This is a genomic window from Nostoc sp. CCY 9925, assembly GCF_963920935.1.
Lineage (GTDB): Bacteria > Cyanobacteriota > Cyanobacteriia > Cyanobacteriales > Nostocaceae > Nostoc.
In genome coordinates, this window is sequence record NZ_CAWUDO010000011.1 from 75,413 (window position 1) to 89,352 (window position 13,940).

The 13,940-nt window shown below is 41.5% G+C and carries 8 protein-coding genes; 5 read left to right on the forward strand and 3 right to left on the reverse strand.

Annotated features, from left to right (window positions below; all coding sequences use genetic code 11):
- Positions 1–145: 145 nt before the first annotated feature.
- On the forward strand, positions 146–1,921 hold the full coding sequence (locus tag ACM0OY_RS08525) for an SWIM zinc finger family protein (RefSeq protein ID WP_414568429.1): 1,776 nt from the start codon (positions 146–148) through the stop codon (positions 1,919–1,921).
- Positions 1,922–2,029: 108 nt separating this feature from the next.
- Here ACM0OY_RS08525 and ACM0OY_RS08530 read toward each other — a convergent pair whose 3' ends face one another.
- Positions 2,030–2,830: a PEP-CTERM sorting domain-containing protein gene (locus ACM0OY_RS08530; RefSeq protein ID WP_414568430.1), complete on the reverse strand. Its 801-nt coding sequence runs from the start codon at positions 2,828–2,830 to the stop codon at positions 2,030–2,032.
- 775 nt (positions 2,831–3,605) lie between these two features.
- Here ACM0OY_RS08530 and ACM0OY_RS08535 point away from each other — a divergent pair.
- Both ACM0OY_RS08535 and dacB read left to right on the forward strand, forming a co-directional pair.
- Positions 3,606–3,809 carry a hypothetical protein gene (locus tag ACM0OY_RS08535; protein ID WP_414568431.1) on the forward strand — a complete coding sequence of 68 codons (204 nt, stop codon included), beginning with the start codon at positions 3,606–3,608 and terminating at the stop codon, positions 3,807–3,809.
- Between the two features lie 233 nt (positions 3,810–4,042).
- Positions 4,043–5,488 carry a D-alanyl-D-alanine carboxypeptidase/D-alanyl-D-alanine-endopeptidase gene (gene dacB / locus ACM0OY_RS08540; RefSeq protein ID WP_414568481.1) on the forward strand — a complete coding sequence of 482 codons (1,446 nt, stop codon included), beginning with the start codon at positions 4,043–4,045 and terminating at the stop codon, positions 5,486–5,488.
- Positions 5,489–5,716: 228 nt separating this feature from the next.
- Here the strand turns inward: dacB and ACM0OY_RS08545 are convergent, their stop codons facing one another.
- Both ACM0OY_RS08545 and pruA read right to left on the reverse strand, forming a co-directional pair.
- Positions 5,717–6,160, reverse strand: a complete 444-nt coding sequence (locus tag ACM0OY_RS08545) for a GNAT family N-acetyltransferase (protein ID WP_414568432.1) — start codon at positions 6,158–6,160, stop codon at positions 5,717–5,719.
- Between the two features lie 59 nt (positions 6,161–6,219).
- Positions 6,220–9,195, reverse strand: a complete 2,976-nt coding sequence (pruA, locus tag ACM0OY_RS08550; protein WP_414568433.1) for an L-glutamate gamma-semialdehyde dehydrogenase — start codon at positions 9,193–9,195, stop codon at positions 6,220–6,222.
- 293 nt (positions 9,196–9,488) lie between these two features.
- Between pruA and ACM0OY_RS08555 the strand changes: the two genes are divergently transcribed.
- Both ACM0OY_RS08555 and ACM0OY_RS08560 read left to right on the forward strand, forming a co-directional pair.
- Positions 9,489–10,148: a hypothetical protein gene (locus ACM0OY_RS08555; protein ID WP_414568434.1), complete on the forward strand. Its 660-nt coding sequence runs from the start codon at positions 9,489–9,491 to the stop codon at positions 10,146–10,148.
- 422 nt (positions 10,149–10,570) lie between these two features.
- A complete protein-coding gene (locus ACM0OY_RS08560; RefSeq protein ID WP_414568435.1) occupies positions 10,571–13,936 on the forward strand; it encodes a PAS domain S-box protein in 3,366 nt (1,121 codons plus the stop codon).
- Positions 13,937–13,940: the final 4 nt, after the last annotated feature.

Here is a 13,940-nt window from a genome sequence, read left to right on the forward strand (position 1 = left end):
ATTGTTGACAAACGTTCAACTGTCATCAGTTGTAGAGACGTTGCAATGAAACGTCTCTACTCATGTACAGTTTGTATTCTTTACAGTGCGTTAGTCTAAGACCTAAGCTGGATTCATCCAGAGGACTTACACAGGCGATCGCCCGATGTCTATTCCCCAAATTAGCGAGTTTACTATCCGCCGCCATGCCAACGCCAAATCTTTTCAGCGAGGCGAGGCATACTATCAGGCTGGTGCTGTCAATGCTATCACTCAACGTGGTGGTCTGCTTCAGGCAGATGTTGTGGGCAGTGAAGCCAGACCTTATCATGTGAGCCTGAATTTTGACAGCAGTGGATTGACTTCTGTCAACTGCACCTGTGCATACGACTATGATGGGTGGTGCAAACATATTGTGGCGACAATGCTCGTCTGTGCGCGTCACTCAGAACACATTGAACATCGCCCCACTTTAGAAGAATTACTCGATCGCCTAGATTATGTCCAAACTCAAAGGCTGGTGCAAGATTTAGTAGCAGAATACCCGCCGCTGATTGATGCCATTGACCGTCGTGTTAGTTGGATGATTGCTCCTGTTGCCCAAGAAAAAAGTATAAAACGTTTGAGGCGCAGTACTATCGATCCGGCTCCCTTTCGGCGGGAGGTGCGGCAGATTCTCCGGGAAGCTGTGCGGTATTTCGAGGAAGGTTACGAAGAAGACCCGATCGCTGAAGAATTGCTAAGTGTGGTGCAAACTGCTGTAGATTTTAGCGAACGGGGAGAGGCTGAAAATGCGATCGCGATCTTAGAGACGATTACCTCTACCTGCGTGGAAAATTGGGATGATGTTGCAGAATACGGCGCCGAAAATGATGAAATTGTCCAGGAATTAAATCAGGCTTGGTGTGAAGCAATTCTGGCCGCCGAACTCACCCCAGACGAAAAAGTTGATATTCAAATAAATTTAGAAGCATGGCAAGATGAGTGGAATGCTGATTTTGGCCTGATTATGGAGGCTTTACGCCAAGGTTGGGATTATCCGCCCCTAGTGGAAGTTCTTCAAGGTAATATCAGCGAAAGAGGAGCTTGGGAAGAAGATGTGCCGGACTATGCAGATGATTTGGCACTAATTCGCCTAAAAATCCTCGAACGTCAGGAACGTTACCAGGAATACCTGTATTTGGCTGAAGCGGAAGGGCAAACCGAACAATATCTCACAATGCTGGGGCGTTTAGGCAGAGTAGAAGAAGCCATTGATGCTGCTCAAACCCAGATGAACTCAAAGGAAGAAGCTTTTGCCCTAGCAAAAACACTCAGCGACAAGGGAGCATTACAGCAAGCACTAGATATCGCCCAAAGTGGATTAAATTTACCAGGTAATTGCCAGTACGAGTTAGGAACTTGGACAAGTGATTTAGCTATTGAATTGGGTAATGATGAAGCTGCTTTATTCGCAATCAAGGCGGCTTTCCAAGTCAAGCCCTCGTTTTCTGACTATCAAAAGATGCAAGAATTAGCTGGCGAAAACTGGGAAAGTGTCAAAACTGATTTGCTGAGAATCATCCGTAGTTATCCTGGTTGGGGAACAGAATCAGCCAAAGTGGATATTTTATTGCACGAGGGGCTAATTGATGATGCAATTGCCATCGTTAATGAACTTAGTTCTTATTATTCTGAGTTAATTCACCGAGTTATGGATGCTGCTATCTCTCATAATCCTGGCTGGGTAATTACCAATGCCAGTAGCCGCGCGGAAAAAATTATGGATGCTGGTAAAGCAGAATACTACTACTACGCAGTGGAATGGCTAAAAAAGGCCCGTATTGCTTACTTGGAGTCAGGGAGAAAGGCTGACTGGTCAACTTATCGAGAAAATTTGATGCAAAGCCACGGTCGTAAGCGTAAATTGATGGCAATGTTTAAGCAAAAGGGTATGGAATAGAAGGAAGTGGCGAGCAGAAGACAGAGGGGCAAAGGAGCAAAGGCAGAATAATAACTCCTAACTCTTGTACAGACGCGATTAATCGCGTCTATACTCTTAACTTCTAACTCAGCACTTTGCTATGTCTTTTTTCTTTTTGAGGATGATACCAAAAGCAGCTGCCATCAAGGTTCCGAAAATGCTAGTGGGTTCTGGGATAGAAGTTTCATCCACAGGTATAGGTACTTTGATACTCAAATTTGCCAAGGGAGTGTTAATCAAACTTAAAGATGTTATTGTTGGCGAACCGGGGATATCAGACTGGAAATCAAAAACTGTGGGAGTTGAACTACCATTGCGATCGCTATATCGTTCTCCATACCCATTAACTTCAAAAGTGCCTTGATACTGTTTTCCGGTGTCTGGGTCGGTGACAGTACCAGTGTAGAAGGCTTTAATGAAATTAAATTCATCTTGAACTACTCCCTGAAATGTGGTTCCTGACAATTGTCCTTGGTAAAGAAAGGGAGTCAACTGACCACCAGAAAGAACTGGCGATGTCAAAACGCCATCGAAGGAGACAAAAGGAATACCTTTAAAGTCAACGAAGTAATGCAGACTTCCATCACCACGTGTTTCTACCTGCAAATAATCTGATTGATACACAGGAACATAATTAGGATTATTAGTAGTACCTAAGTTCCGGTAATAAGTTCCAGTATTATCCGTATCAATACGAGTAATACTATTATTGAAATTGGGATTATTTCTGGGAAGTTCGATAGTTCCTGATAATGTCCCTGTGCTTTTAATTGTAATGAATTGAGCGGCAAAAGCACCAGAACTACTGAAACCAATAATTGCGGCAGTTAAACAAGTACTGCTAATAATTGCACTACCCAGCTTAGCCCCTGATGAACTTACTTTCATGAACAATTTGCTCCTCTAATCGCCGATGAAAAGACACGCCTAGTACGCTGAGATTCATTTCAAATGTTTCTCAAGCATGATTTATTATTCCCAAACTAGTTATGTAAGTTTCATTTAAAACAAAAAGCTTTATTCTCAAAAGTCGGAACATTTTATTTACTAAATTAGTCTGCATACTCTATTATCAAAATAAATCTCTACTTCAAAGCCCAGCGTCATTAAGAATTACAATAGGCTCTGTGCCTAAGTTTAAGACCTAAATAGCATACTTTACTTCCCTGAAAATCTGTTGCAAATCCTCTTAAAAAAGGGGACTTTGAGACAGTTAGAAGTTGAGTTGAGGAACGTAAAGAGCCAGACTACGGCTACTCGAAGGTTAACTTAAGATTAAAGTTTAATTGTTTTGTCTTAAAAAAAATTATGTTTTATATCTATTAGCGATCGCAATATCAGTCTGATATTATTGAGTTTGAGAATAGCCGTACTTGCCATCAATGAGCAAGTAGAGATAGCAACGAAAACAAGGGGAAAAGGTGCACATAAACGTATTGGCATATACAGCAGATTTACAATAAACTGAAGCTATGTACTTCAGTTTCAAAGCTAAGTATAAAGTCTGCTTTATTTACCAATTTTGACTTGGATAATTCTGAATTCTGCTTTGAAATTTCATCGAAAATGTTCCACGTAACTGCGGAATGGTTAGGGTTTTTGTGTCCAAATTTATAGCTAGAAAGCGGCTACTTAAACTGAACAACCACTGGCGCAATAACTTATGCAACGATACACATACATGAAAGTAGGTCAGTCTGTAGTCTTAACTGACCACATAACAGGTGATGAGTTAGTTTTGCGAGGCGATGACTATATCAATTTCCAAAATAAGGTTATGGTCATGACTAAAAAGTTAGCCTTTCCACAAGATAAGTGGTCAAATCGTAGTGAATTCATTGACTACCATATTAGTCGATACTTCTAAAACCTGAGATTTGACATTTTTACTGGTAATTTTGAGGGAGTTTCTCCAAGTACCAAGAATTTTGGTTGAAATAGATGAAGAATGCTGTAAATATCTGAACATCTTCCTTATACTAGTTAAGTAACTTTACCGACCCAATTCTTCTTTCTGAAGGAAAGTAGTTGCTGGCGAGGTAAAATTATTTAACATTGGGATAAGGTATATTGGTGAAACTTAAGACTTTCAATCAATCACTGGGTGTTTTGTTAATATTTTTAACGACCCAGATAACATTTAGTTCTAGAGTTGCTAAAGCACAAACCCCAACCGCACCTACAACTACTACAAAAGCAATTTGCTCTAGCCAATTAGGAACAGCTATAGATTCTGTTATCAATCGTCCCCTATTTAGTCGGATGCGTTGGGGAATTTTAGTGCAACCTCTATCAGCGGGGTTAACTCTTTACAATCGAGATGCTGAGAAATATTTTACTCCAGCTTCTAACATGAAGTTGCTGACAACAGCAGCTGCGTTACAACAGTTGGGTGCTAATTTTCGTATTCGTACTTCTATTTATCAAAATGGCAATGGTGTTTTACGTGTTGTCGGTAGGGGAGATCCTACTTTAAGCGATACTCAACTACAAGCATTAGCACAACAGTTGAAACAGAAAGGTATTACTCAAATTCAGGAATTAATTGCCGATGATAGTTATATTCAAGGGGATATTGTTAACCCCACTTGGCAATGGGAAGATGTTCAGTCAGACTATGGCGCACCAGTCAACAGCTTTATTGTCAATCAAAATATTTTTAGCTTAAAACTAGTACCTCAGGCTGTAGGTAAACCTTTAAAATTAGTGTGGACTGATATTAGCGAAGCGAGACAGTGGCGAACAATTAATCAGTCAGTAACCGTTGCTCAAAACCAACCAACTTACATTAATGTTAACCGCGAATTATCAGGAACAGCATTGCGAATTGAAGGACAGCTAACAGCAAATTCTGAACCTTATTTGCTAGATTTACCTGTAGTCGATCCTAATTATTATTTTTTGCGGCGCTTGCGTACTGCTTTAGCAAAAGAAAAAATCACTTTGGGAAAAACATTAGTCGTATCTGGTGGTACTAATCAAGAGGAAATAGCATTTGTAGAGTCGCCATCTTTGGCTGAATTATTAGCAGAGACGAATGTTAATAGTAATAATCTTTATGCCGAGGCACTATTAAGAGCATTAGCTGTAGAAAAGCCTAAACTGAAAAATCAGACTAGCGCTAATGTAGGTTTGGAAGTTGTGAAAGCAAGTTTAACTCAATTAGGAGTCGATCCAGCAAATTATGTTTTAATAGATGGTTCCGGTTTATCACGTCGTAACTTAGTAACGCCAGCAGCTTTTGTACAAACTTTGCAAGGAATTGCCAGAACGCCAACAGCATCGATATATCGCGCATCTTTACCCGTAGCTGGGAAAAGTGGAACCCTAAAAGATCGTTTTCAAAACACACCAGCTGAAGGTATTGTGCAAGCTAAAACGGGTACTTTAACTGGTGTAGTTTCTCTATCTGGATATGTGAATGCGCCTAAGTATGAAACGTTAGTTTTTAGTATTATTGTCAATCAATCAGAACAGCCTGCAAGAGTTGTACGCCAAGCAATAGATGAAATTGTTGTGTTTTTAGCTCAGTTGCAACGTTGTTAATAAATGTTGAGGAATTGTAATTTTTGCATCTCTAGATTTAATTTGTTAAAGCGATCGCATAATAGCAGGGCTGTTTCATTCCCTAAATAGCTTGAAAAAGCAAGGGTTCTAGCAATTAAAGATTAATTATTTTGTTACCAACGTGCCGATAAAATGAACAATTTTACTGTTGTTTAAGTGCTTAAAAGTTCATCTGGTCGTCACTCTCACTTACATAGAAATTCTAAATTAGGGAAAGTGCAAAATTTTTCTCATTTTCACATGGGGAATACCAGCTTCTTCAAATATTTCTCCTTCTTCTACAAAGTCCAACTTCTGATATAAACTTTTGACATATTCTTGAGAATGAATTACAACTTCTCGAATATTTTTATGAGCTAGAAACAAGAGTGCATTTTGCATAATTTTATTACCAATACCTTGTCCTCTAACTGGAGATAAAACAGCAAGCCTTTCTATTTTGGCAGTTTTTTCATCTAAATATCTAATTCTGGTAGTACCCACAACTTTATCATCTAAATAAGCTATTAAATGGTCAGATATTTCATCTTTGCCATCAAACTCTAAAGCGGGATCTACCCCTTGTTCTTCCTGAAAAACTGATTTTCTAATTGCGGCGATCGCTGGAAATTCCTCAGGTATTTTAGCAATTTTTATGACTAAATTACTCATCAAACTTTCTCTAGTTTTAGTAATTAAAAAAGGTGGGTTTTCCCACCTAATTTTATACTTTAATCAACTCCATCAATTGGTGCAAAACCTTGACGCTGAATATTTTCTGTAACTGCCCGTGGTTCCAGGAATTGCAGGAGGTAATCAGGACCTCCGGCTTTAGAACCTACTCCAGAAAGTTTGAATCCACCAAAGGGTTGCCGTGCAACTATAGCACCTGTAATCGTGCGGTTGATGTACAAGTTCCCGACTTCAAATTCTGTCTGCGCCTGCTGAATGTGGGAAGGTGTTCGAGAATAAAGTCCTCCAGTCAAGGCGTAGTTAGTCCCATTGGCCACCGCTAAGGCTTCCTGGAAATCTTTCACTCGAATTACCGCCAGCACAGGCCCAAAAATTTCTTCCTGGGAAATTACTGCATTTGGGGATACTTCACTAAAAATCACAGGGCCGATAAAATATCCGTGTTCTGGTGCTGGTAACTCCAAGGCTAGTTGTGCTTCTGCCTTACCCTTTTCAATATACTCGCGGATGCGATCGCGGGCATTGGCATCAATTACCGGGCCGACTTGGGTACTAGGTAACTCTGCTTCGCCAATGTTCAGGGATTTTGTGGCTTCCACCAACCGTTGCACAAAGGTATCATAAATCGGTTGCAGCACAATCACCCGCGAACAAGCAGAACATTTTTGTCCGCTGTAACCAAATGCTGATTGCACCACTCCGACAACCGCTTGGTCTAAATCAGCACTTTCATCGACAATAATTGCATTCTTGCCGCCCATTTCAGCAATTACTCGCTTCATGTGCTTTTGTCCAGGTTTTAGCGTTGCTGCATCTGCGTAAATTCGACAGCCTACTTCTTGAGAACCAGTAAAAGCAATTACGTGAGTATCTGGATGATTTACTAAATAAGCACCGACTTGCGAACCCTTACCAGGCACGTATTGAAATACACCTTTAGGAAAACCAGCATCTATTAAGATTTCTGTGAGTTTGGCGGCAATCACAGAAGATGTTTCCGCAGGTTTTAGAAGAGTACAATTGCCGGAAACCAAGGCTGCAACGGTCATACCACAAGCGATCGCCAGCGGAAAATTCCAAGGAGAAATCACCACAGCAATTCCCCGTGGCTGGTAAATATAACGATTAGTTTCACCGGGTATGTCGTAAATCACACCTTGATCGAGGCGTTCCATCTCATCAGCGTAGTAGCGGCAAAAATCTATCGCCTCAGAAACCTCCCCATCAGCTTCCTTGACAGCTTTCCCGACTTCCAAAACCATCCAAGCTGCAAGTTCAGCGCGGCGTTCTTCCATCAAATCACCCGCTTTTCGTAAAATCCTAGCGCGTTCCTGAACTGGTGTTTTTCTCCAACCAGGAAACGCCGCCTTTGCAGCTTGCATCGCTTGTTCAGCTTGTTCAACGCTGATTAATCCGACTTTACCAACTACCTCACTGAAATTAGAAGGATTGAGAGAATCAACAAATTCCTGAGTATTCACATATTCCCCATTAATCAAGGGCAAATAAGTTCTACCCAACTGTTGACGAACACCTGCAAAAGCCTGCGCCGCCTTGCTTCTTCCTTTTTCCTCAGCATAATCGGTATCTGCCGCACCGAGGAAGGAAGAGGACGCAAAGAAATTTTCATTCTCAGCGTCTTTGACATCTGGCGGTGCTAATAACTCATCAATCGGACGATTTTCAAGATTTTGGCGTAAAAAAGAACTATTAGCTGTATTTTCCAACAATCGCCGAATCAAATAAGCCATTCCAGGCAATAATTCACCGTAAGGACAGTAAACTCTGACTCGATAACCCTTATCAACCAAAGCCTTGGCAACTTTGTCACCCATACCGTAGAGGACTTGCAATTCAAAGCGACGACGGGGGACATTTAAAGTTTCGGCTATGGCAATGGCACGAGCGTGCGATCGCACATTATGGCTACCAATGGCAGAATACACATATTGATGATTTTCTAGTAATAACTGAGTGATGGTTTCAAAGTTGGCGTCAGTTGCCGCTTTATCATTGTAAACTGGCTGTGGCCAGTGCTTCTGTGCTGATTTGATAGTTTCCTGATCCCAATATGCGCCTTTCACCAAACGGATTGTTAGCGGATAACCGCGCTGTTTTAACCAAGAAATCACGTTTTTAACATCTTCCTCGCTATCACGCAGATATGCTTGGATTGTGATGCCAATATCGGTGCGTTGGCGAAACTCTTCTTCTAGTAAGAGTTTTTTCAAGATATTAAGAGTTATGTCCTTATAGGCATACTGTTCCATATCAAAATGCACAGCTGCGCCTAATTCTTTGGCACGACGTAAAAGAATACGAATGCGATCGCTAACTCTTTCTTCACTACCTTTAGCATCTAATGGGTCAAATTGGGAATAAAACGCCGTTAACTTAACAGAAACCTGCACTTTTGGTAGCAGTTCGCCATCTGCCTCATCAATAGCTGGGATAGCTGTCCAATTCTTCGATGCTTCTACCAATTGTTGCATTAATTCTAGATAGCGTTCTAGATAAGATTGCGCTTCAGCTTCAGTAATTACCGCTTCACCAAGTAAATCAATGGTGAAAGCCATTTTTTCTTTTCGCAGCCGTTCAACTGTTTTGATGACTTGTTTAATATTTTCCCCAGAAATATATTTATGAGCAAGAGTTTCAACCGCTGTACCAACCGTTGTAGCAGCAACTTGCCCTGGTACAGAGTCGGGGTTAGCAAAGTTTAGCATTCCCTTCAAAGCTGACGGTAATTCTACAGATTCGTCCCCTAAATATTCCTGTAAATGAGAGGCAATTTCTGATTTACTGTGCAAAGCAGGCAGCGTATCTATAAACCGAAATAATTGCACCCGCAACCCAGGATTACTCATTGCCCAAGCTAGTAATTTATCATCCCAGCGCATTTGATCTCGCAGGGAAGCAAAAAACGAACGATTTTCTTGGGTAGCTGCTAGAAGTTGTTTAGCAATTTCTTGGGTTTTAGCTTCGTAGGTGCTTGTTTTTACTTGTAATACCACTGATAATAAACTCCTTAATCAAGGCAAGGTTTTTTGTACAAAACCTGTGTCTTCTATTTTGACGCTTTAATTTTAGCTGTCGCCATATTGGGGAGTGTGGGCACAGAAGGGGGAAAGATTTCTTCCCCAACCTCCCACACCTCCCCTGCCCCCTGCCCCTCTGCCTCTTTTCCATGCCCTATTCAATCACCTACAAGTGTTATCCTTTTGTTGATATATTTTTAACTCGAAGGGACAGATGTTGCAGCACAAGAGTTTAGCTCAGTCATACTAGGAGTGGGGATACTAACGCTATGTCTACAGAAAACCTCACGCGTATCTTATTTGCTAACTGGCAACGCACACTCCAGCCTTATGGCGTTGACGAAGTAGCGGCTGATAAGGCCTTTAATTACTTGGTTACAGCTTACTCTAGCAGCGATCGCCATTACCACACGCTCAAACACATTCATCACGTCCTCAACACGATTGAAGTTTTGCAAGGTTACACCAATAACTTAACTGCTGTTCAATTTGCTGCCTGGTTTCATGATGTGGTGTATGACACTCAGGCTGAAGATAATGAACAAAAAAGTGCGGACTATGCTCTTGAATTGTTGAGTAACTTAGGTATTTCAGAAAGTATCACAGCTACTGTTGCCAATCTGATCCTCAACACCAAAGAACACCAGGCTGCGGTAGATGATTTTGATAGCCAAGTCCTACTTGATGCAGATTTAGCGATTTTTGCTGCTAGTCCAGTTGATTATGCAGAATACGCCTATGGTATTCGCAAGGAATATGATTGGGTGTCAAAAACAGAATATATAACAGGACGGCGGCAGGTTTTAGAAAGATTTGTAAAGCGATCGCATATTTACTTTACGCCTTTAATGTTAGAGTTTGCCGAACCATTTGCCCGCAGCAATATTCAGGAGGAAATTAAGTATTTGGCTTCAGGATATGGTTTTTGATTAAGACTATGTAATATAATCTACGAAATTTTTCCTCATAATTGTAAGTGCGATCGCTCGTGAGCGCCAACTATTGTGACAGTTGGCGCAAAGAAGGAAAAAATTAGGCAATGTATAGTAGCAATACTTATCTAAATTATCAGCTAATTTCAGCCACCAAAGCTGTTGTAAATAAATAACAAGCAATTATTGTAAAGTTGCATTTCCGTTTTTACCCGGATCTCGGCTTTGACTCTATTGGGTTCAATAGAAACAGATCAGAAATGGTTTTACCTCTATTATGTTTCCGATTTGACAGCGAACTCTGTTTGAGAAACATTCAAACATGGGTAGTTGTCGCTCGAAAAGCTCAGATGTGGAGCTAATCTAAACCTGCGATCGCATAGAAGCCCGATAATCCAAACTGGAATTCAGGATTGACCATGAGCCAACGATTTCCATCTGACAATTCCCAGACAAATGTTGGAACAAACACTAATGTGATTGAAAGTAAGCAGGCAAAAATCTCTCTATGTGAGAGTGCCACATATTTGCAGCAGGCAATTGAGTATGCTCCTGTAGGAATAGCCATATTCGATCGAGAAATGCGCTATCTAAATGTGAGTCACAAATGGCTAGAAGCATATAAGCTCACCGATGACATTATCGGACGCTCACACTATGAGATATTTCCTGACATGACACCAGAGTGGAAGCAAATTCACCAACAGTGTTTAGCAGGAGCGATGGCACAACGAGCTGAAGATCCCTATCCTGGAGCCGACGGGTCTATGGAGTGGCTAAGCTGGTCAATCCGTCCTTGGTATATGGCAGGTGGTGAAATCGGCGGCATTATTATGTTGAGCGAAAACATCACTCAGCGCAAGCAAACAGAGTTAGAGCTACAAGAACATGAAGAACAATTCCGCTTAACTTTTGAACAAGCAGCCATAGGCATTTGTCATGTAAGTTTGGATGGACGTTGGCTACTGGTGAATCAACGCTTCTGCGACATTATAGGTTATGAGCGTGAGGAAATATTAGCGTTAACATTTGAAGATATTACTCATCCCGACGACCTGGAAACAGATTTAGATTATATCCAGCAGTTGCTTGAAGGTATAATTCCTCGCTATTCAATGGAGAAGCGATATATCCATAAAAACGGTTCTACCATTTGGATTAACCTCGACGTTTCGTTGCTGCGCCAATCCTCTAGGGAACCTGTATACTTTATTTCTACAATTCAAGATATTGACGAGCGCAAACATGCCCAAATAGCACTTCAACAAAGCGAAGAACGTTACCGTTCACTGATTGCTGCAACTTCTCAAATAGTCTGGACAGCTGATTCCCAAGGGCGATCGCCAGATATACCTACTATGAGAGCTTACACTGGACTAACGGAATCAGAAGTAATTAATTTCGGTTGGTTGAATGCAATTCATCCAGAAGATCGCAAAAAAACGACTCAAGCCTGGATGCAAGCATTGGAAACTAGAAGTTTGTATCAAGTAGAATATCGAATTCGAGGTATAGATGGTAACTATCGCTATTTCCAAGGTCGAGGCGTTCCCGTTCTCAATGGAGATGGCAGCATCTGGGAGTGGATAGGCACTTGCACCGATATCCACGAACGCAAAGAAGCCCAAGAAGCCTTACAAGAAAGCAATACACTGTTACGCTCGATTTTGGAAAGTACTCCAGACTTCATTGTTGTCAAGGATCTGGAGGGGCGTCATGTTGCTCTTAACTCCAATTTGGCGAAATTCCTGGGTAAGCGAATTGACGAAATTATCGGCAAAGATGATTTTGAACTATTACCGCCTGACGTTGCAAGTGCAATGATGGCCAAAGACCGCCAGATCATTGCCACAGGAATTGTTGAGACTTACGAAGAAGATGCTCATAATGGTGAAATTAGAGGAACCTTCCTGACCACAAAGGCTCCTTGGCGGGATACTCATGGCAACATCCTCGGTATTATTGCCATTAGTAGAAATATTAGCGATCGCAAACAAGCAGAACTAGCACTACAAAAGAGTGAAGAACGATTCCGTTCGCTAATTGAAGCGACATCTCAAATTATTTGGAGTACTGATAGTCAAGGTGCATTTGTCACCGACCAACCACAATGGCGAGCTTTCACAGGACAAACAGTTGAAGAACTCTGGGGTTGGGGATGGCTAAATAAAGTACATCCTGAAGATAAAGCTTACACTACCGAGGTCTGGTTAGCAGCACTTACCAACCGCAGTCTTTACCAAACCGATCTGCGGATTCAGCGTTATGACGGTGAATATCACTACTTTAGTGCGCGTGGCGTACCGATTTTAGATGCAAATGGCAATATTCGAGAGTGGGTAGGTGCTAACACTGATATTACCGAACGCAAGCAATTTGAAATCACTCTTGCCAAAGCCAAAGAAGCAGCAGAAGCAGCGAGTTATGCCAAAAGCGAATTTCTTGCCAACATGAGCCACGAGTTGCGGACTCCCCTCAACGGTATCCTGGGGTATGCCCAAATTCTTCAGCGTTCTAGACACTTGCATGAAGAAGCGCGATCGCGCATTGATGTGATTTACCAGTGCGGTTCCCATTTGCTGACCTTAATTAATGACATCTTAGATTTGTCAAAAATTGAGGCGCAGAAAGCCGAACTCATGCCCACGGATTTTCACTTTCCAGCGTTCTTGCAAGGTGTAGCCGAGATGTGCCGCATCCGTGCCGAACTGAAAAATATTAATTTTCAATATCAATTAGCTTCAGAATTACCTATTGGCATTCGTGCGGATGAAAAACGCCTCCGACAAGTATTGATCAACCTTCTAAGCAACGCCATCAAATTTACCGATGCAGGTAGCGTCACTTTTACAATCACCTATGGCTTGGAAGGAAAAATTCGCTTTCATATACGTGATACAGGCATCGGTATTCCCCAAGACAAACTCGAAGCGATTTTTCAACCTTTTGAACAAGCAGGAGATAGCCGCCACCAAACCGAGGGTAGTGGGCTGGGCTTGGCAATTAGCCAAAGAATCGTAGAATTGATGGGCAGCAGCATTCATGTTCAGAGTCAGATCGGAGTCGGCAGTATTTTCTGGTTTGATGTCAACCTACCTGCTGCTGATGAATGGGTGAAAACATCGCAAGCTGACGACAAAGGACAAATTATTGGTATCAAAGACTGGCGTCCCAAGGTTCTTGTGGTTGATGACAAATGGGCAAATCGCTCAGTCATTGCCAACTTGCTCAGCCCTATCGGCTTTGAGATAGCGGAAGCACTCAATGGAGAAGAGGGTTGGCAGAAAGTTCAAGAATTTCAACCAAATCTCGTCCTCACTGACCTATTGATGCCAGAACTTGATGGCTTTGGTCTCATCAAGCGTATTCGTGAATCAAATACATTCAAAGATATTGCCATAATTGTTTCCTCAGCTAGCGTATTTGAAACCGATCAACATCGCAGCTTAGAAGTAGGAGGAAATGAGTTTCTTCCTAAACCCATACAAGCAACGGATCTCTTCTTGAAATTGCGGAAACATCTCAATCTAGAGTGGCTTTATGAAGAGCAGCAAGATTTAAGCCAACCAGAGCGCGACAATACTAAGCTAGTCGCTCCATCTACAACAGAATTGGAAACTTTATACGAATTGGTAATGAAAGGTAACTTCAAAGGAATTATTAAACAAGCAGCATTAATAGTAGAAATGGATAAAAAATACATCCCTTTTGCAAATAAGCTACAGCAATTGGCAAAAGGATTTCAAGACCAAGATATTCTTGCACTCATTCAATCTTACAAATAAAAGC